Origin of the sequence: Bradyrhizobium canariense, from assembly GCF_900105125.1 — a bacterium.
GTDB classification, from domain to species: Bacteria; Pseudomonadota; Alphaproteobacteria; order Rhizobiales; family Xanthobacteraceae; genus Bradyrhizobium; species Bradyrhizobium canariense_A.
On the sequence record NZ_LT629750.1, the window covers coordinates 5,620,512 to 5,640,010 of the forward strand.

At 63.0% G+C, this 19,499-nt stretch carries 19 protein-coding genes; 9 read left to right on the top strand and 10 right to left on the bottom strand.

The window, feature by feature from the left end:
- Positions 1-5 precede the first annotated feature (5 nt).
- Positions 6-926, bottom strand: a complete 921-nt coding sequence (locus BLV09_RS26655; protein WP_100385218.1) for a polyprenyl synthetase family protein — start codon at positions 924-926, stop codon at positions 6-8.
- A gap of 175 nt (positions 927-1,101) precedes the next feature.
- On the opposite strand from BLV09_RS26655, the gene mtgA reads away from it, so the two are divergent.
- The 3 genes from mtgA to BLV09_RS26670 all read left to right on the top strand — a co-directional run bounded on the left by mtgA (position 1,102) and on the right by BLV09_RS26670 (position 2,977).
- The gene (mtgA, locus tag BLV09_RS26660; protein ID WP_146689530.1) at positions 1,102-1,779 is read left to right on the top strand and encodes a monofunctional biosynthetic peptidoglycan transglycosylase; all 678 of its coding nucleotides are present in this window, start codon (positions 1,102-1,104) and stop codon (positions 1,777-1,779) included.
- A gap of 155 nt (positions 1,780-1,934) precedes the next feature.
- Positions 1,935-2,120 carry a 50S ribosomal protein L32 gene (rpmF, locus tag BLV09_RS26665; RefSeq protein ID WP_027540899.1) on the top strand — a complete coding sequence of 62 codons (186 nt, stop codon included), beginning with the start codon at positions 1,935-1,937 and terminating at the stop codon, positions 2,118-2,120.
- Positions 2,121-2,323: 203 nt separating this feature from the next.
- A complete protein-coding gene (locus BLV09_RS26670) occupies positions 2,324-2,977 on the top strand; it encodes a hypothetical protein (protein WP_146691310.1) in 654 nt (217 codons plus the stop codon).
- A 1-nt stretch (position 2,978) separates the two neighbouring features.
- Here the strand turns inward: BLV09_RS26670 and BLV09_RS26675 are convergent, their stop codons facing one another.
- A complete protein-coding gene (locus BLV09_RS26675; RefSeq protein ID WP_244548826.1) occupies positions 2,979-3,266 on the bottom strand; it encodes a hypothetical protein in 288 nt (95 codons plus the stop codon).
- A gap of 206 nt (positions 3,267-3,472) precedes the next feature.
- On the opposite strand from BLV09_RS26675, the gene BLV09_RS26680 reads away from it, so the two are divergent.
- On the top strand, positions 3,473-5,167 hold the full coding sequence (locus tag BLV09_RS26680) for a putative bifunctional diguanylate cyclase/phosphodiesterase (protein ID WP_146689531.1): 1,695 nt from the start codon (positions 3,473-3,475) through the stop codon (positions 5,165-5,167).
- Between the two features lie 177 nt (positions 5,168-5,344).
- Here the strand turns inward: BLV09_RS26680 and phaR are convergent, their stop codons facing one another.
- Positions 5,345-5,947: a polyhydroxyalkanoate synthesis repressor PhaR gene (phaR, locus tag BLV09_RS26685; protein WP_100385221.1), complete on the bottom strand. Its 603-nt coding sequence runs from the start codon at positions 5,945-5,947 to the stop codon at positions 5,345-5,347.
- A 304-nt stretch (positions 5,948-6,251) separates the two neighbouring features.
- On the opposite strand from phaR, the gene BLV09_RS26690 reads away from it, so the two are divergent.
- The 3 genes from BLV09_RS26690 to yddG all read left to right on the top strand — a co-directional run bounded on the left by BLV09_RS26690 (position 6,252) and on the right by yddG (position 9,369).
- Positions 6,252-7,430, top strand: a complete 1,179-nt coding sequence (locus BLV09_RS26690) for an acetyl-CoA C-acetyltransferase (protein WP_100387375.1) — start codon at positions 6,252-6,254, stop codon at positions 7,428-7,430.
- A gap of 169 nt (positions 7,431-7,599) precedes the next feature.
- Complete coding sequence (gene phbB, locus BLV09_RS26695) at positions 7,600-8,325, top strand: acetoacetyl-CoA reductase (protein WP_100387376.1); 726 nt, start codon at positions 7,600-7,602, stop codon at positions 8,323-8,325.
- Between the two features lie 174 nt (positions 8,326-8,499).
- Positions 8,500-9,369, top strand: coding sequence for an aromatic amino acid exporter YddG (gene yddG / locus BLV09_RS26705; RefSeq protein ID WP_146689533.1), 870 nt, complete (start codon positions 8,500-8,502; stop codon positions 9,367-9,369).
- A 118-nt stretch (positions 9,370-9,487) separates the two neighbouring features.
- Here yddG and BLV09_RS26710 read toward each other — a convergent pair whose 3' ends face one another.
- Together BLV09_RS26710 and gloB are read right to left on the bottom strand one after the other, a co-directional pair.
- Positions 9,488-9,916 (bottom strand): cupin domain-containing protein, encoded by a 429-nt coding sequence (locus tag BLV09_RS26710; RefSeq protein ID WP_146689534.1) that lies wholly within the window; start codon positions 9,914-9,916, stop codon positions 9,488-9,490.
- Positions 9,916-10,683, bottom strand: coding sequence for a hydroxyacylglutathione hydrolase (gloB, locus tag BLV09_RS26715; protein WP_146689535.1), 768 nt, complete (start codon positions 10,681-10,683; stop codon positions 9,916-9,918). Before gloB ends, BLV09_RS26710 begins: the two co-directional genes overlap by 1 nt.
- A gap of 130 nt (positions 10,684-10,813) precedes the next feature.
- Here gloB and BLV09_RS26720 point away from each other — a divergent pair, with 130 nt between their 5' ends.
- Positions 10,814-11,551 carry a class I SAM-dependent methyltransferase gene (locus tag BLV09_RS26720; protein WP_100385225.1) on the top strand — a complete coding sequence of 246 codons (738 nt, stop codon included), beginning with the start codon at positions 10,814-10,816 and terminating at the stop codon, positions 11,549-11,551.
- Positions 11,552-11,725: 174 nt separating this feature from the next.
- Here the strand turns inward: BLV09_RS26720 and BLV09_RS26725 are convergent, their stop codons facing one another.
- From BLV09_RS26725 to BLV09_RS26745, 5 genes are all read right to left on the bottom strand, one after another.
- Entirely contained in the window at positions 11,726-12,478 is a 753-nt protein-coding gene (locus tag BLV09_RS26725; RefSeq protein ID WP_100385226.1) for a DUF4167 domain-containing protein, read from the bottom strand.
- Positions 12,479-12,967: 489 nt separating this feature from the next.
- Positions 12,968-13,855, bottom strand: a complete 888-nt coding sequence (gene prmC / locus BLV09_RS26730; protein ID WP_146689536.1) for a peptide chain release factor N(5)-glutamine methyltransferase — start codon at positions 13,853-13,855, stop codon at positions 12,968-12,970.
- The gene (prfA, locus tag BLV09_RS26735; RefSeq protein WP_146689537.1) at positions 13,852-14,937 is read right to left on the bottom strand and encodes a peptide chain release factor 1; all 1,086 of its coding nucleotides are present in this window, start codon (positions 14,935-14,937) and stop codon (positions 13,852-13,854) included. Before prfA ends, prmC begins: the two co-directional genes overlap by 4 nt.
- A 48-nt stretch (positions 14,938-14,985) precedes the next feature.
- Positions 14,986-17,253, bottom strand: coding sequence for a phosphoenolpyruvate--protein phosphotransferase (gene ptsP, locus BLV09_RS26740; RefSeq protein ID WP_100385229.1), 2,268 nt, complete (start codon positions 17,251-17,253; stop codon positions 14,986-14,988).
- Between the two features lie 352 nt (positions 17,254-17,605).
- Positions 17,606-18,859 (bottom strand): aspartate kinase, encoded by a 1,254-nt coding sequence (locus BLV09_RS26745; RefSeq protein WP_146689538.1) that lies wholly within the window; start codon positions 18,857-18,859, stop codon positions 17,606-17,608.
- Positions 18,860-19,017: 158 nt separating this feature from the next.
- Between BLV09_RS26745 and BLV09_RS26750 the strand changes: the two genes are divergently transcribed.
- Positions 19,018-19,485 carry a PH domain-containing protein gene (locus BLV09_RS26750; protein ID WP_100385231.1) on the top strand — a complete coding sequence of 156 codons (468 nt, stop codon included), beginning with the start codon at positions 19,018-19,020 and terminating at the stop codon, positions 19,483-19,485.
- The last annotated feature ends 14 nt before the right edge of the window (positions 19,486-19,499 follow it).

A 19,499-nucleotide genomic window follows, 5' to 3' on the forward strand; every position in this document is an offset into this window, starting at 1 on the left:
CGGCTTCAGTTCTTGCGTTCGGCAACGAATCGCGCGGCGGCGCGCAGCACGTCACCCTTGGCGCCGAAGATCGAGAGCGCGGAATCGGCGCGCGCCAGCAGATCGCGCACGCGTTGCTTGGCGCCGTCGATCCCGAGTTGGGTGACGAAAGTGGTTTTGCCCAGTGCGGCGTCCTGTCCGGTCTGCTTGCCGAGCGCCGTGGCGTCGCCTTCGACGTCGAGCAGGTCGTCGGCGATCTGGAAAGCTTCGCCGAGCGCGCGGCCGTAATCGTCAAGCGCCTGATATTCCTTTGGCGAGGACTGGCCGAGGATCGCACCGGCGATGCAGCCATAGCGCAGCAGCGCGCCGGTCTTCATTTGTTGCAACCGCGCGACGTCTACCGGCTCGCGGTCGCCGAACCGGCCCTCGCCGGCAAGGTCGAGCATCTGGCCGCCGACCATGCCGCCAATTCCCGATGCACGCGCCAGTGCCCGCGTGAGCAACAGGCGTACATTGGCATCCCGGTGAATCTCGTCGCGGGTAATGATATCGAACGCCAGCGTCAGCAGGCCGTCGCCGGCCAGGATCGCGGTGGCATCGTCGGTCTTCTTGTGCAGCGTGGGCCGGCCGCGGCGCAGATCGCTGTTGTCCATTGCCGGCAGATCGTCGTGAATCAGCGAATAGCAGTGGATGCATTCGAGCGCGGCGCCGGCCAGCAGCGCGGCCTCCCGCGGCACGCCGAATACGGTGGAACTCTCGACCACCAGAAACGGCCGCAGCCGCTTGCCGCCACCAAGGCTCGAATAACGCATGGCGTCCATCAGCCGCTTCGGCCGGACAATCTCGTCGGGCAGCGGCGCCTCGGACAACAGTTTTGCGAGCAGGGCTTCGGTATCCTCAGCGGTCTGGTCCAGTCGGTTAGAAAAGTCAGCTGCAGTGCCGGTCATTTAAGAATAGCTCCAGATCAATTTGGCCGGACAATCGGTTATGGCACCGGCTTCGTCAATTCCAGTCCCAAGGTGGGAACGCCTTAAAAGTGCTGGAAAACCCACGAATTATCATGGAGATGTCACTCAGGCCGGGTCCATTCTGGGGACCCGCGCCGAACCAGAAACATCAGATTTGCGCATTGCCCGAAATTTATTGCTGATTTTGATCGTCGTGCTTGTGCTGCCCTATCTGCTGGCACCGCTGTATCGCGCTGGCCATCCGGTCTCGACCTTGATGGCCTGGCGCTGGCTGACCGGCGCGCCGGTATCGCGGCAATGGATCGATTTCAATGCGATCTCGCCCTCACTGCCGCGCTCGGTGGTTGCGGCCGAAGATGCCAAATTCTGTATCCATCATGGCATCGACTGGGACGCGTTACGCGATGTGATCGACGATGCGGAGGACGGCGAGCCGACCCGCGGCGGCTCGACCATCACCCAGCAGGTGGCGAAAAACCTGTTTCTGTGGCCGGGCCGCAGCGTGGTCCGCAAGGCCCTGGAGTTTCCGCTGGCGCTGTGGATCGACCGGGTGCTGCCCAAGCAGCGGATCCTGGAAATCTACCTCAACATCGCCGAACTTGGGCCGTCCGGCCAGTTCGGCGCCGAGGCCGCCGCGATGTACGCGTTCGGCCACCCGGCCTCCAGCCTGTCGCCGCGCGAGGCGGCATTGCTGGCGGCAACCCTTCCCAATCCGGTCAAGCGCAGCGCCCGTAACCCCGGTCCCGGGGTGCGCCGGCTGGCCGGGACCTATATGGCCCGCGCCCAAGCTCAGGAATTACAGCACTGCTGGCGCGAAAATCACGCCTTTTAAGCCGATATTGGCCTATTTTGGCGCGACTGAACCCTAGCTTTGCGCCATCCCATCCTCTATAAGCGCGGCCTTATCGGCATTTCAGTTCGCGTCCGAAAGCGCTGAGCCGTCCGGTTACGGACGATGCCGCAATAACACCCCTAGAGGATACCGATATGGCCGTTCCCCGAAGAAAAACATCGCCGTCGCGGCGTGGCATGCGCCGTTCGGCGGATGCCCTGAAGAAGCCGACCTATGCCGAGGACAAGGATTCCGGCGAATTGCGCCGTCCGCATCACCTCGATTTGAAAACCGGCATGTATAAGGGCCGGCAGGTTCTGAAGGCCAAGAAAGAATCCTGATCACGGTGCGACTCGCTCGGGCTCAAAGCCCGAGCGTTGATCTTGTGGGGCGATGTTGAGCCCGAGATAACAGGCGCAGCGTGCCTGAATTCGGCCAACGAGTGGGGTAAGACGGTTCCCGCGGTGAGTTCTTAGGGGTATCCCAAGACTCGTCCGAGAACTCCTGATTCTCCTGCTCGAAAAGAAGGCCCCCGCCGATGTCCATGGTCGGTTTTCCGCTGCTTCTGATCCCGGTCGCGATCTACAACATCATCGTCTTCCTGATGCCCGGCGTTTCCTTCGCCGAGCCGATCGTGAAGCTGACCTTGGTGTCGGGCACTGAGTGGCCGGTGACGCTGAGCGATATCCTGCTGGCGCTCGGCATCCTGCTTTTGCTGTGCGAGGTCATCAAGGGCGCGCGGCCCGGAGCGAAATATCTCACCGATCATCTGCTGTCGTTGGTCGTATTCGGCTGCGCGGCCGCCGAATTCGTGATGTGGCCGCGGTTCGGCAGCTCGACCTATTTCCTGCTGACGTTGCTCGCACTGACGGATTTCCTGTCGGGCATCGCGTTGCGAGCCCGGCGTGGAAGGGCGGTCGCGCCAGCGGCCCTGGTCCCGAGGGAAAGCGTCAGCAAACCCGAGCCGCCGGTGTCGGAACCCCGATTCGAGCCCGCGCCGACCCCTGCACCAGTGCCTGCGCCTGCACCGTCGATGCCGGCCGCCACCTCGGTCGCCGAATCCGTGCTGCTGGATCACCCTGAGCCGAGCCTGGCGCAGCCCGCCGTCACCCCGAGCGCGGCCTCGCCGGAAGTGCCGTCACCGGAGTTGCAGCCCGGCAGCGGCTCGCCGCCGACGCCGGAAGAGCCGCCGCGTTAATTCAGATGATCTGCCGAGGCCGGATGCCGGCGCCCTCGACCCAATGCTGGTTGGTCCGATAGGCGGTGAGCGCATCGAAGGCCGTCGCCCGACGCAGATTGCGCGTTTGCGGGACCTGCTCGGCGGTTGCGATCAGCTGCGTGACGAAAATCGAGTTGGGCTGGGGCAGCCGATGGCTCGCCGACCATTGCGTCGCCTGAATCAACGGCACTAGCGCGACGCAAGCAGGCTTGGCGTCCGCCGCGGCACCATCCTCTGTCGTCTGCTCTGATAGGTCTTCCCGTAACATCGTAAATCCGATTGCGACTGAGTTGTCTCGTTTCGGGACTTTTGATCCCTCGTCATTACTCTGTCGCAAGGGCTATGCCGAAACCGTCGTAGTCGTTCCGCGCCATCGTCCAAGATGGTTTCCGGTTTATTTATGGGTCGTTGGTACAATCAGCCCTATCCTGTAGGTAGGGAATCAGTCCGGCTTCGTCCCGAAATGAGGCAACTGTGGCATTGGCTCCTCCGCAAGCTTCGACCGTCCTCGCTTTGCTCGGCCAGGCCGCCTTCGCGTGGGACATCGCAACCGACGAGATCGCCTGGAGCGATCACGCCGCCTCGGTTTTTCCCGGTATTCCGCCGCAGGCGCTGGCAAGCGGGGCCGAATTTTCGAAACTGATCGAGCCGGTCCGTTCGATCCGGGCAGACGCGTTCAGTCCGTCGCCGCTCGCGCGTAGCGACGACGGCGCGCCCTACCGTATCGAATATGGCGTGCGGGCAAGCACATCCGCCCCCGTGATCTGGATCGAGGAATCAGGTGCCTGGTTCGCGGGCCCCGACGGCAAGCCGGTGCGCGCGCAGGGCATTGTCCGCCTCAACAACGAGCGCCACGCCCACGAAGAGCAGCTCCTGAAATTATCGCGGCATGATCCGCTGACCGGCGAACTCAATCGCACGCATCTTGTCGCCGCGCTCGCCGAGACCATCGAGGAAGTAACGCGGTTCCGTTCGTCGTGCGCCTTCATGCTGATCGGCATCGACCATCTGTCGCGCATCAACGATGCCTTCGGCTTCGATGTCGCGGACGCGGTGATTGCCGAAGTGGCCAAGCGCATCCGCGCGAGGCTTCGCGCCGGCGATGTGCTTGGCCGCTTCTCCGGCAACAAATTCGGACTGATCCTGAAGAATTGCACCGTCGACGACATGAATGTCGCTGCCGAGCGATTCCTGGCCGGCGTTCGCGACGATGTGGTGCCGACCAAATCCGGTCCGGTTTCCGTGACCGTGTCGATCGGCGCGGTCACCGTGCCGCGCCATGCGCGCGATGCTGACGAGGCGATCAACCGCGTCCAGGAAACGCTCGACATGGCGAAGCGGCGTCGCGCCGGATCGTTTTCGCTGTGGCGTCCGAACGTCGAGCGCGATGCGCAGCGCCGCGTCAATATCCGTGTCACCGACGAGATCGTCACCGCGCTCAACGAGCGGCGGATCGTGATGGCGTACGAGCCGGTGGTGGAAGCGCGTTCGCGACAGACGTCATTCTATGAGTGCCTGGTCCGCATGGAGCAGAACGACGGGCAGGTGCTGCTGGCGCCGGACATTGTGCCGGTCGCAGAACGGCTCGGCCTGATCAGGCTGGTCGATCACCGCGTGCTCGAACTCGTGGTCACCGAACTCGCCGTATCACCGAACGTGCAGCTCAGCCTCAACATCTCGCCGGATACCACGATGGATCCGGACTGGTGGGCTTCGATCGAGTCGCTGATGCTGGCGCATCCCGGCGTCGGCGAACGGCTGATCGTGGAAATCACCGAGACGGTCGCGATCCGGGACATCGACAACGTCCGCGGTTTCGTCACGCGGCTCAAGAACTTCGGCAGCCGGATCGCGATCGACGATTTCGGCGCGGGCTACACGTCTTTCCGGAACTTGCGCAAGCTCGGCGTGGACATCGTGAAGATCGACGGCGCCTTCGTGCAGAACATCGCGCGCTCCGCCGACGATCGCGCTTTCGTGCAAACGCTGATCGATCTGGCTCGCCGGCTGCAAATCAAGACGGTCGCGGAATGGGTTCAGGATGACGAATCGGCCGTGATGCTGCGCGATTGGGGCTGCGACTACATCCAGGGCCGCTTGATCGGACTAGCGTCGTCGGAGCGGCCATGGGGTGCGCAGTCCGGTGCAGTATCGCCGGCGGTGAGCTAATACGCCGTCGTCCCGGCCAAGTCGACGGCTCCGGCCTTCGGCCGGCCCGATGACAGGCTCCGCGCGAGTCAGGCGACTGGGCAGAGACTTTTTGAAGACAACTGGAGCTGGTGATTATGGGTCCCGGCTTTCGCCGGGACGACATCGGGGAGGCGACGGCAGACCAACGCGCCGCGCTCACTCTTCCTTTTTCGGTTCTTTCGACATGCGTTCGAGACGGTCCTGCATGTCCTTCATCTGACGGCGAAGGTCGTCGATGTTGCCGTCTTCCGCCGTGGACTCAGATGCCTTTTCCGGCTCGGACGTGGTCGCCGCAGTGCCGCGCGGCGGCACGAACGGCTTGAACATCGAAAATGTCTGCTGAAACAGTTCCATGTTGCGGCGAACGTGTTCTTCCAGCGGCGCGAATGGCGTTCCGCTGAACGTGTTGGTCAACTGCTTGCGGAATTTTTCCTGCTCCCGCGTCAGCGTGTCGATCGATTGTTCGAGATATTTCGGCACCACCATCTGCATGCTGTCGCCGTAGAAGCGGATCAGCTGCCGCAGAAAGGTGGTCGGCAGCAAGTTCTGGCCGGCCTTGTTTTCCTGTTCGAAGATGATCTGGGCCAGCACCGAACGGGTGATGTCGTCGCCGGTCTTGGCGTCATAGACGAGAAAGTCCTCGCCATCTTTCACCATCGCTGCGAGATCCTCGAGCGTCACATAGGTGCTGGTACCGGTATTATAGAGCCGCCGGTTCGCGTATTTCTTGATCGTGGTGGGTTGGTCAGTTTTCGCCATGGGCTCACACAATGCACACCGAGGACGGGAACCCGACGGCACCGCCGAAGGGCTAACGAGCAACGCAACGCAACAAAGTAAGCATTTTCAATGCCGTTCGGCTACCGTTTTGTGCGGCACGGTTAATTCCAAAGCACAGGTGCTGCTCAGGAAACTACCAAGGACGTTATTTTGAGTGCGGCGCGGGGGGATTTCCATCCTCTGGCCGATTGACACTTCATGCCTAGGTTAACAGGATAGACCCGAGAGACAGGCCCGCCATCCGGCCGACCGCCATCCAATTTCTCAAGCCCAGGAGATGTCCATGTCAGACGATGTCGTCATCGTCAGCGCCGCCCGCACCCCGGTCGGCAGTTTCAATGGCGCGTTTGCCACCACCCCCGCCCACGACCTCGGCGCGATCGCCATCAAGGCAGCGCTGGAGCGTGCCGGCATCGAGCCGGGGCGGGTGTCCGAAGTCATCATGGGGCAGATTCTGACCGCAGCCCAAGGCCAGAACCCCGCCCGTCAGGCCTCGATCGCCGCCGGCATTCCGGTGGAAAGCCCGGCCTGGGGTGTCAACCAGCTTTGCGGCTCGGGCCTGCGCACCGTCGCGCTCGGCTATCAGGCGCTGCTGAACGGCGATTCCGAAATCGTCGTCGCCGGTGGCCAGGAATCCATGAGCATGGCCCCGCACGCGCAATATCTGCGCGGGGGCGTGAAAATGGGCCCGGTCGAGTTCATCGACACCATGATCAAGGATGGTCTGTGGGATGCCTTCAACGGCTACCACATGGGCAACACCGCCGAGAACGTCGCCCGGCAATACCAGATCACGCGTTCGCAGCAGGACGAGTTCGCCGTCCACTCGCAGAACAAGGCTGAGGCGGCGCAGAAGGCCGGCAAGTTCAAGGACGAGATCGTGCCGGTGACCATCAAATCGCGCAAGGGCGACATCATTGTCAGCGACGACGAATATCCGCGCCACGGCGCGACGCTGGACGCGATGGCCAAGCTCAAGCCTGCCTTCGAGAAAGACGGCACCGTGACCGCCGGCAGCGCTTCCGGCATCAACGACGGCGCGGCCGCCGTGGTGCTGATGACGGCGAAGCAGGCGGCGAAGGAAGGCAAGAAGGTGCTCGGCCGCATCGTGTCGTGGGGTCAGGCCGGCGTCGATCCCAAGATCATGGGCACCGGGCCGATCCCGGCCTCGCGCGCCGCGCTGAAGAAAGCCGGCTGGAGCATCGGCGATCTCGACCTGATCGAGGCCAATGAAGCCTTCGCCGCGCAGGCCTGCGCCGTCAACAAAGACCTCGGCTGGGATACGGCCAAGGTCAACGTCAATGGCGGCGCGATCGCGATCGGCCATCCGGTCGGCGCTTCCGGCGCGCGCGTGCTGGTGACGCTGCTGCACGAAATGCAGAAGCGCGATGCCAAGAAGGGCCTTGCCACGTTGTGCATCGGCGGTGGCATGGGCATTGCGATGTGCATTGCACGCGACTGAACAATAGGCAGTTGGATGCGTTGAGCGATGAAAAGATCATCTGTCAACTTCGGCCGACGCTGATAAAAATGGAATGCCCGGTTTCGTGCCGGGCATTTTCATCTGGAGAGGTCGTCAAAAGACCGGGACAATTCCGGCTTATAAAAAGACTACCAAGGAGGGAATCGAAATGGCACGTGTTGCATTGGTGACGGGGGGGACGAGAGGCATTGGCGGAGCGATCAGCAAAGCGCTGAAAGACGCCGGCTACAAGGTCGCGGCAAGCTATGCCGGCAATGACACTGCGGCGGAAAAGTTCAAGGCCGAGACCGGCATTCCCGTCTACAAATGGGATGTCAGTTCGTTTGACGCCTGTGTCGCCGGCATCAAGCAGGTCGAGGCGGATTTGGGCCCGGTTGACGTCCTCGTCAACAATGCGGGCATCACCAAGGATACCGCCTTTCACAAGATGACGCTCGAGCAGTGGAATTCCGTGATCAACACCAATCTCGGCTCGCTGTTCAACATGACGCGTCAGGTGATCGAGGGCATGCGCGCGCGGAAATTCGGCCGGGTCATCAGCATCTCTTCGATCAACGGCCAGAAAGGTCAGTTCGGCCAGGTCAACTATTCAGCGGCCAAGGCCGGCGATATCGGCTTCACCAAGGCCCTGGCGCTGGAAAATGCCAAGGCGGGTATCACCGTCAACGTGATCTGTCCGGGCTATATCAACACCGAGATGGTGCAGGCGGTGCCAAAGGACGTGCTGGAAAAGAACGTGCTGCCGCAGATTCCGGTGAATCGTCTTGGCGAGCCGGAAGAAATCGCACGCGCGGTCGTATTCCTTGCCGCCGATGATGCCGGCTTCATCACGGGATCGACGCTGACCGTCAACGGCGGTCAGTATCACGCGTGATCTAAGTACATCGCCGCTGTTCTCAGCAGTTGCCTTAGTGAGTCGTCATGGCCGGGCTTGTCCCGGCCATCCACGTCTTGCTCGCAGGTAACTTCATTAAAGACGTGGATGCCCGGGACAAGCCCGGGTATGACGGAGTGCTCAACTTCATCTCTCCTGCCAATTGCCGATACAATGACCTCCCGCACCGCTACACTGATCGGATTGACGGCGATCCTGATGTGGTCGCTGCTCGCGGCGCTGACGGTCGCGACCGGCACAATTCCCGCATTCCAATTGGCGGCCATGACGTTTGCGATCGGCGCGCTGGTCGGTTCGCTGGCGTGGATTCGCCGGCCGGATGCAATCAAGGCATTGCGGCAACCCCTCATGGTCTGGATCGTCGGGGTCGGCGGCCTGTTCGGCTATCACGCGCTGTATTTCCTGGCCTTGCGCTTCGCGCCGCCGGCCGAAGCCGGGCTGCTGAACTATCTCTGGCCGCTGCTGATCGTGCTGTTTTCATCGCTGCTGCCGGGCGAGCGGCTGGCGCCGCATCATATGATCGGAGCGCTGCTGGGACTTGCCGGCACCGTGCTGTTGTTCGCGGGCAATAGCGGTCATGGTTTCGCGCCCGGCCAGATACCGGGGCTGGTCGCGGCTTTTATCGCGGCCTTCGTGTGGGCGGCCTATTCGGTGCTGTCACGCAAGCTCAAATCGGTGCCGACCGACGCGGTCGCCGGTTTTTGTCTTGCAACCGCTCTGCTGGCCGCGGCCGTGCATGGGATCGTCGAGGTTACGGTCTGGCCGCAGACGATGGCGCAATGGCTGGCGATCATGGCGCTCGGCGTCGGCCCCGTGGGTGCTGCGTTCTATGCCTGGGATATCGGCATGAAACGCGGCGACATCCGCGTGCTCGGTGCAGCCTCCTACGCCACGCCGCTGCTCTCGACCGGCTTTCTGATCATGGCGGGCTTTGCGAAGCTGAGCGTTGCGATCGCCATCGCGGCGGTGCTGATCGCCGGCGGCGGATTGATCGCAGCGAAGGATATGGTTTGGCGTCGCTGAGATGCGATGCGCTTCACCTGTCATTCCGGGGCGCACGAAGTGCGAACCCGGAATCTCGATCGTAGAATCATCTCCAGATTCAGGATTCGCGTTGCCCCGCGCTCCAGAGCGACGAGGCTTAAAAAGGCGTCCAATCCTTCGGCGCCAATTCAAACTTCGCAAACTCAAATCCCGGCGCGACCGTGCATCCGACCAGTGTCCAGTCGCCGGTGCTTTCGGCCGCCTGCCAGGCTTGCGCGGGAACGATAGTCTGCGGGACTTCGCCGCTGGCTAGATCGGGACCAAGCCTGACGCTGCGTGAGCCGCTGTCATCGGCCATTTGCAGCACCAGCGCGCTGCCGGCGTGATGGTGCCAAATCTCGACGGCGTCGATGCGATGCCAGTGCGAGCGCTCGCCGCGCGCCAGCAAAAAATAGATCGCGGTGGAGAAGGCGCGCCCGCTGGCGTCAACGTGCGGGTCGCGAAAGGTCTCGCGATAATGCCCGCCCTCGGGATGCGGCGTCAGTCCAAGCTGCGCAATGATCTCGGCGGCGGTGACCGCGTTCATCAGGATTTGTTCTTGCGCTCGCGCAATTCGCCGAACACTTTGTCGGCGCTCGCGCCCTTCATGCGCAGGTTGGCGGCGACAGACGGTTCGTCGGCGCGCAGGAACACATTCGCCTTCTTCTCATCGCCGAGCTTTGCCGGAATGGTCGGCTGATTGGCGGCGCGTAGCCGCGTCACTTCCTCCGCCCGCGCTTTCAGCGCCGCATTATCCGGCTCGACGGTCAATGCGAATTTGATGTTGGAAGCGGTATATTCATGTCCGCAGTAGAGGTCGAAGTCGTCGGGCAGCGCGCGCAGCTTCAACAGCGAGTCCCACATCATCGGATAGGTGCCTTCGAACACCCGTCCGCAGCCGATCGAGAACAGCGTATCAGCAGCAAACAGCGTCTTCTCATTGTCGAACACGTAGCTGACATGGTCGAGCGTATGGCCCGGCGTCTCCAGCACCCGCGCCAGCAGGCTCCCGATCTTCAGGACGTCGCCCTGGGCGACGCGCAGGTCGACATTTCCGATTTTAGTGGTCTTGTCGTGAGGGGCGACCACGCGGCATCCATATTTTTGCTTGAGCTCCGCGACGCCGCCGACATGGTCGCCGTGATGATGGGTGATCAGAATATCGGTCAGCGTCCAGCCTTCGTGCTCAAGCGCCTTGATGACCGGCGCGGCTTCCGGGGCGTCGATGGAAGCGGTCGCCTTGGTGGCGGGGTCGTGGATCAGGTAACCGAAATTGTCGGAGAGGCAGGGGAACAGGCGAATTTCGGCGGACATGACATCTCCATGATCCAGGCGGGGCGTCAAAGCGCAGCCACATATAGCCCGGATGTATGGCGTTAACGCCAAATCGGCAAGGCGATATTGGGCACGCCTATGGGACCCGGCAACGTGTTAGATTGCGTCCATGAGTATCGACGTCATTGATCTCCGCGATTTCTATTCGCAGCGCCTCGGCATCGTGGCGCGGCAGCTGATCAATCGCGGCATCCGGGCGCGCTGGCCGAACGCGGAGGGCCAGCGGGTGCTCGGCCTTGGTTATCCGACGCCCTATCTCGGGCTGTTTCGCGAAGACAGTGAGCGCTGCATTGCGTTCATGCCGGCGGCGCAGGGCGTCCTGAAGTGGCCGACCGCGCGGCCGACGCTGGCAACCTTGGTCGATGAATTTTCGTTGCCGCTGCCGGATGCCGCGGTCGACCGCATCCTTTTGGTTCATGCGCTGGAAATGTCCGACGATCCCGAAGGCCTGCTGCGCGAGGTGTGGCGGGTGCTGGCGCCATCAGGCCGGGTGATGGCCGTCATTCCGAACCGGCGCGGGGTGTGGACGCGCACCGATAATACGCCGTTCGGTCACGGCCGGCCGTATTCGCGCTCGCAGATCACGCAATTGCTGCGGCAGACCTGGTTCACGCCGACGGCGTGGGGCGAGGCGCTGTTCGTGCCGCCGGTCGCGGGCGGCTGGTTCCTGCGCTCGGCGATGGCATGGGAGCGGGTCGGCGCGGCATTATCGCTGCCATTCGCCGGCGTGCATATCGTGGAAGCAACCAAGCAGGTCTACCGCGCGATCCCGGCGCACCGCGAACGCACGCGACTGATTCCGGCGCTGCGACCGGTGCTGGTGCCGTCGTCGCCGGCGAGGGGATAGTCGTCCGCCGGCCGTCTCGGTGAACGCCGGTAGCGCAGCTTCGTAGGGTGGGCAAGGCGCGATCGCGCCGTGCCCACCAAAACTGCAGATTACTTAGAACTTAGAACGCTGCGGTGGGCTCGCTTCGCTTAGCCCACCCTGCAAAGCTTGGCCGGACAACAAGTCCAGACAGCGTCACTCATTCCCCGAATTGAAATCGTCGCCCTGCGGCGCTGGTGCGGCGATGTTTTCGGGGCGCGGTCCGTTGTGCGGACGGCGGCGGCGACGCGGCGGAAAACGCTCGCCGCCATTACCCTCAAAGCCGGGGCCGCCATTGATCTGCGGCTGCGGGCCGGTAATGAAGGACGGCAGGCGATCGACGCTGCCATTATCGGCTATCACCGGCTGCGGCTGTTGTTGCGGCTGGGGCTGCGGTTGATATTGCGGCTGCTGACGATGGTCGCGATTATGGTTGTGCTCGCGCGGCGGGTGCTGCTCGCGCGGAGCATAGGGCTGGCCCTCGCGCTGATGATTGTCGCGCGGCACGAAGGGCTGCTGCTGCACCGGAACGAAGCCGGGCTCCTGTCCGAAATTCGAAAAATTCTCGCTCTCTTCGTCGCCATCCTCCGACGGGGACATTTCGTTATCGGTACGCGGTTGCGGCTGATTCTGACGGAACTGTTCCTGGGCCGCGGCAATCAGCCGGAAATAATGCTCGGCATGCTGATAGTAGTTCTCGGCGGCCACCGGATCGCCGGAACTGCGGGCGTCGCGCGCCAGCTGCACATATTTTTCAGCAACGTGGGATGCGGTGCCTCGGATCTTGATGTCGGGTCCGTTGGATTCGAACACCCGGGTCATCGGGTTCTGGCCGCGTCGGTTGTTGTTGTTATTGTTGTTATTGTTGTTCCGGTTACGCATCCGCTTGTTGTTCTGACCGTTTCTCATGTCTTGCCTTTATTCCAGCCCTGAAGTTTTCAGCCTTGAGGTTAAAAGCCTTGAATTGTCGGTATCGTAGTCACTTCGCCCGATGCGGCTCGCATCATGGGCACAATGGCAGTGCAGTTCGATTCCACACCGATTTCGCCATCTGTCACGGTCACAAAGACACGTTCCCCCTGCAGCCCGGCACACGCCGCCGGCTGCACCAATCATTCAGCCTGCCAAAAACAAGCACAGGTTTGTCGCGTGAGCTTTCAAGCGCAATAGCAGGCTTTCGTTCGCTTTGCGGTCAGCAGCGGCGCAGCTCTCAAAAGCCATCGCGCTTGATCAGACCTGCGTTTTCGGAACCTTTCACTCGGGGCGGGTTCTCGCTCTGAGAACTCTGACTTCACCCGTAGCATCTACGGGGCCAGCAACCCTGGACCGATGTTGTGGGCGGAACGTAGTCGCTCCCGCAGGATATTCCAAGTGCTTTTTTTGCATTTCAATTGGGCTTTATGTGGGCAATTTCCGGCCAGCGACGGCCCGCGGGATGCCGGCCAGGTCGGCCTTGGGAGGTCTGTCGTGCATTAACCCTGCCGCCGTCATCAATTGTTCAACTTGGCTGCTCTGGCCGTGACCGACCTCCACGATGAGTGCGCCATCGGACGCCAGCAGCCCGGCTGCCTGCGGAATAAGGCTGCGATAGGCGGCAAGGCCGTCCGGGCCGCCGTCCAGCGCGCGATGCGGATCGTGGTCGCGGACTTCGGTCGCAAGGTCGGCGATTTCGGCGGAACGAATATAAGGTGGATTTGACGCGATCAGATCGAACGCACCTTGCAGCCCAGTCGCATAGTCGCACGCGACGAAGGTGGCGCGATCGCCAAGCCCGAGGCGGCCAGCATTGGCGCGAGCTGTCGATAACGCAGCCACGCTGATATCGGTGCCGACACCGTCGGCTTCCGGCAGCTCGGACAACAGCGCCAATAAAATTGCGCCGGATCCGGTACCGATATCGGCCATGCGCAGCCGGCGGTTTGCGCGAGGTATGACGCGCAGCATTTCCAGCGCCAGCTCGACCACTGTCTCGGTGTCGGGTCGCGGCACCAGCGTCGCGGCCGAGAGTTGCAACGGCAAGCCCCAGAATTCCTTGGCCCCGAGAATGCGCGCAACCGGCTCGCCTGCGAGACGGCGGCGGGCTGCCGCCTCAAGCCGCTCGGCTTCCGCCGCGGCGAGGGGCCGTGCGGCGGCAGCGATCATGCCGGTCAAATCGAGCCCCAGTTCGGCGCCGACCAGAATCCGTGCGTCGAGTTCGGCTGAATCGATGCCGTGCGCACGAAACCGTTCTGTCAGCCTGCGTCGTGCGATCTCGACGGTTTGTCCGGGGGGATAGCCGGCGCTCACGCCGCGGCGCCCTGGGCGGCGAGCTGGGCCGCCTGATGCTCCGTCGTCAAGGCGTCGATGAGTTCGCCCAGCGCCTCGCCCGCGATGACCTGCGGCAGCTTGTAGAGCGTCAGGTTGATGCGATGATCGGTGACGCGTCCTTGCGGAAAGTTGTAGGTGCGAATGCGCTCGGAGCGGTCGCCGGAGCCGACCTTCTCGCGGCGATCGGCCGAACGCGCGGCGTCGATGCGCTGGCGTTCGGCGTCGTAGATGCGCGAGCGCAGGATGTTCATCGCGGACGCCCGGTTCTTGTGCTGCGAACGGCTGTCCTGCATCATCACCACGATGCCGGTCGGAATATGGGTGATGCGGATCGCTGATTCGGTCTTGTTGACATGCTGGCCGCCGGCGCCCTGCGCGCGCATCGTCTCGATCTTGAGGTCATCGCTCTTGATGTCGACATCGACGTCCTCGACTTCAGGCAATACCGCAACGGTCGCCGCCGAGGTGTGAATGCGGCCCTGCGTTTCGGTGTCGGGCACGCGCTGCACGCGGTGCGCGCCGGATTCGAATTTCAGTTTGGCGAACGCGCCTCGCCCCCGCACCTCGGCGATGATTTCCTTGTAGCCGCCCATGGTGCCTTCGCTGGCCGAGATCACTTCGACCTTCCAGCCCTGCAGAGCGGCGAAGCGCTCATACATCCGAAACAGGTCGCCGGCGAACAGCGAGGCTTCATCGCCGCCGGTGCCGGCGCGGATTTCCAGCACCACGTTGCGATCGTCCATGGCGTCCTTGGGCAACAAGGCCACGCGGATCTGCTGCGCCAGCTCCACGCTGCGCGCGGCCAGCATTTCGCGCTCGGCTTCCGCCATGCCGCGCATCTCGGGCTCGGTCGCGGCATCGGCGATCAAGGCATCGATATCCGCCATCTCGGCATTGGCCGCGCGGTAGGCCTTGACGGCATCGATCAGCGGATTGAGCTCCGCCAGCTCGCGCGTAATCCGCACGTAGTTTTCGGAGTTCACCTGACCCAGCAGCTCGGCCTCAAGCGAGGCGTGGTGCGCCAGCAGGATATCAAGTTTGGCTTCAGGAAGCATCGACATGGTTTGGTCTCGAATGACGAAGAGGGCGCTATACGAAAACAAGCGCCGCTACAACGAAAGCCCTTCGGCCTCGGCGAACTCGATCAGCTTTTGCCGGATCGATACGCTGCCGGACGGCGCATCGAGCAGCGGCATTATCATCGCCTCGGCCTTTCTGGCGTCGAGGTCGAGGATCAGCGCCTTAACCGGGCCGTGCGCGGTCGCTGACAGCGACAGCGAACGGTAGCCTAGCGCGATCAGCGCGAGCGCGCCGATCGGCTTTGACGCCATCTCGCCACACAAGGACGCGGATTTTTTCGCCGCCTGCGCTTTTTGCACAATATCGCGCAGCGCCCGCAGGATCGGCGCCGCCAGGATATCGAATCGTTCGGAGACCTTGGCGTTGCCGCGATCGACCGCGAACAGGAACTGGAACAGGTCGTTGGATCCGACCGAGACGAAATCGACTTTTTTCAGCAGTTCGTCGAGCTGGTACAGCAGCGCCGGCACTTCCACCATGGTGCCGACATCGACGCGCTCCGGCAGCGCATGTCCGTGCTGACGCAAGTATGTCAGCTCGCGCTCGACGATGCCCTTGGCGAGATCGAATTCGGCGACTTCGGTGATCATCGGAAACATGATGCGCAGCGCGCGCCCGCCGCCGGCGCGCAACAGCGCGCGGATCTGACCACGCAGCAGGCCCGGCCGGTCGAGACCCAGCCTGATCGCGCGCCAGCCGAGCGCCGGATTTTCCTCGATCACGGTTTCCATATAGGGCAGCGCCTTGTCGCCGCCGATATCCAGCGTCCGGAACGTCACGGGCTTGGAGCCGGCGGCGTCCAGCACCGTGCGATAGAGCGCGAGCTGGTCGCTGGTGCGCGGCAGGCTCTGGCCGACCATGAATTGCAGTTCGGTGCGGAACAGGCCGATCCCGGCGCTGCCGGTGTCGTCGATGTGCGGCAGGTCGATGGCGAGGCCGGCATTGATCATGAGTTCGACGGGCTGGCCATCCTTGGTCTTGCAGGGCTTGTCGCGTAGCGCCGAATATTGCGCCTGCCGGCGCGCACGGAAGCGCACCCGCTCGGCATAGGCCGATTCGATTTCCGCCGACGGGCGGACATAGATCTCGCCGGAGGTGCCATCGACGATGATGGCGTCGCCGGGATCGGCAATACCCGGTGCGTTCGGTACTTCGCCGACGGCGGGAATGCCGAGCGCGCGCGCCACGATCGAGACGTGGGAATTGGCGGTGCCTTCCTCCAGTACCAGTCCGCGCAGGCGCTTGCGATCGTAATCGAGCAGCGCCGCAGGCCCCATCGCGCGTGCGATCAGGATGGCGTTGTCGGGCAGTTGCTCCCGCGACGGCGCGTGATCCTGCCCGACCAATTGCCGCATCAGCCGATGGCCGAGATCTTCAAGGTCATGCAGGCGGTCGCGCAGATAGGGATCGGTGGAACGCAGCATGCGCGCGCGGGTGTCGGACTGCACGCGTTCGACGGCGGCTTCCGCGGTGAGACCGGTGGCGACTGCCTCGTGCAGCTTGTGCGACCAGCCGTGATCGTTGGCAAACATGCGGTAGGCTTCGAGCACGTCGCGATGTTCGCCGCCATCGGCGACGTCGCCGCGCTCCAGCATGCGGTCGAGGTCGGCGCGCAGTTTTGCCAGCGCCGCGTCGAGCCGCCTGATTTCCTTCGGCAGGTCCTCGGCAATGTAATTGGTGATGACGACGCGCGGCTCGTGCAGCACCACATGGCCGAGCGCGATGCCGTCGGACAGGATCGCTCCGGTTTTGTGCAGCGAATGCCGCGCGGCGGGCTCGGCGCCCGGCTGCGCCAGCGCGGACAATTCGCCCGAGGCGATCATCTCCGCCACGACCATCGCCGTGGTCTGCAGCGCCTCGACTTCCTCCTCGACATAGGTGCGCTTGGCGCGGTTCTGCACCACCAGCACGCCGAGCGTGTTGCCGGCGCGCAGAATCGGAACGCCGAGGAATGAATGGTAGATTTCTTCGCCGGTCTCGGGCCGGAACGAGAATGCCGGGTGGTTTTGCGCGTCGCTTAAATTGAGTGGCGTCGCCTCGCTCGCGACCAGGCCGACCAGGCCCTCATGCGCGCTCAGGACGGTGCGATGGACGGCGTCGCGGTTAAGACCTTCGGTGGCGTAGAGCTCCAGCGTGTTGTCGACGCGCAGCACATAGGTCGAGCACACCTCGGCCACCATATTGGCCGCGATCAGCACCACGATCTTGTCCAGCCGCTCCTGGGCTGAGACCTGCTCCGCCATGGTTTCGCGGAGCCGTCTCAACAAGACGCGGGGACCTCCCGACGCGCTCCGCATGTGCTGAAATCCTCCTCCGCGAGGCCAGCCCGCCGGGTGGCCGGGAGCTGGCGTTAAACTCAGACAAAACAACAATTTTACTCATTCGGCGCCGTCGCAAGCCACGGATACCGGCCGAATCGGAAAACCGAAACTGTGTCGCAGTCCGCGGCAGCCCGCCCTTCAGGCCGTATAGCGAATTGAGGCTGATCTTGCCAAGCAAAACGCCTGCCAGAGACGATAACGTCTCCGCTGGTCAAATGCTGCGGGTGCTAAGAGAAAAACCTTCTAAATTATAACTATTCGAGATCGATTCCCGCGTGTGGCGCCTGCCGCCGATCTTGCCATAGCCAACGCGACGGCGAGATCACGCTCAGACCTGGTCGAGCCCATAAAGCGTATGCAGCGTGCGCACCGCGAGTTCGGTATAGGCGGCGTCGATCAGTACCGAAAACTTGATCTCGGAGGTGGTGATGGCGCGAATGTTGATATTGCGGGCAGCCAGCGCGCCGAATGCCTTGGCGGCGACCCCGGCATGGCTGCGCATGCCGCTGCCGATGACAGAGACCTTCGCCACGTCGGTGGCGCTGTCGAGCCGCGCGTAGCCGATCTTGCCCTTCGCCGAGTTGATGGTGTCGCGGGCGCGGCCGTAGTCGGAGGCCGGCACCGTGAAGGTAAGGTCGGTGGTTTTGCCGTCTTCGGAGACGTTCTGCACGATCATGTCGACATTGATGTTGGCATCCGCGAGCGGCCCGAAAATGGAAGCGGCGACGCCCGGCTTGTCCTCGATCTGGCGCACGGAAATCTGGGCTTCGTCCTTGGAAAAGGCGATGCCGGTGACGACGTGGTTTTCCATGATTTCCTCCTCGCTGCAGATCAGCGTGCCCGGCGGCGTACCGTGCGGGTCGATATCTTCGGGCTTGTCGAAACTGGAGCGGACGAAGATCGGCATGTTGTACACCATGCCGAGTTCCACCGAACGGACCTGCAGCACCTTGGCGCCCTGCGATGCCAGCTCCAGCATGTCCTCGAACGCGATCTTTTCGAGCCGCCGCGCCTTGGGAACCACGCGCGGGTCGGTGGTGTAGACGCCATCGACGTCGGTATAGATATCGCAGCGGTCGGCATGAATGGCGGCGGCAATCGCGACCGCCGAGGTATCGGAACCGCCGCGCCCCAGCGTGGTGATTCGGCCGGTCTGCGGACTGATGCCCTGGAAGCCGGCAATCACGGCAACTTCCTTGCGGTCCTTGAAACGGCTGATCAGCTCGCCGCCGTCGATCTCGAGAATCCGCGCTGAAGCGTGGGCGTCACTGGTCCGGATCGGGATTTGCCAACCCTGCCAGGAGCGCGCCTGGACGCCGATCGCCTGCAGCGCGATCGCCAATAGCCCGGAAGTGACCTGTTCACCGGACGCCACCACGGCGTCATATTCGCGCGCGTCGTGCATTGGCGAGGCGTCACGGCACCATTCGACCAGCTCATTGGTCTTGCCGGCCATCGCCGACACCACCACGGCGACGTCGTGACCGGCGTCGACCTCGCGCTTCACGTGGAGCGCGACGTTGCGGATACGGTCGAGATTGGCGACGGATGTGCCGCCGAATTTCATGACGAGGCGACCCATGACGACCCGTGCATTCCTCAAGAGGATAAGTAAGCTGATCCGCGCGGAAACCGGAGCGCGGGGATGGAAAGGCGCGTATACATAGCGGCGTGGCCGGGGGCAAGCGGGTTCCTGCTGCCCGTGGGGCGGACCGGGGTGCGGTGATTGAGGCAGGAAGTATGGGGCGTTATATCGACGATATTCTGCAGCCCGGTGAGAAGGTGTTGTATTCGACCAACGCGCACTGGATCTTTTATTTGCCGGCGATCGCGGCCTGGGTCGTGGCGATCGTGTTCCTGGTTTTGTCACGGATGTTCGTGACCGACACCCCGGTGCTGCTCTGCCTGTCGCTGGCGGCCATATCGGCCATTTTCGCGTTATACAAAATGCTGACGGCCTGGTTCCATCGCTGGACCACCGAGACCGACGTGACCAATTTGCGCGTGGTGCACAAGGCCGGCTTCATCAAGCGCCGAACCTTTGAAATGAGCCTCGACAAGGTCGAGAGCGTCGACGTCAATCAGAGCATCCTCGGCCGTATCCTGAACTATGGCGATGTCACGGTGCGGGGCGTCGGCGAGGGAGCCGAGACGATCAAAACCATTGCTTCGCCGCTCGACTTCCGCAATCACATCACGGCGCGGTAGGAGCGGCGCGCAAT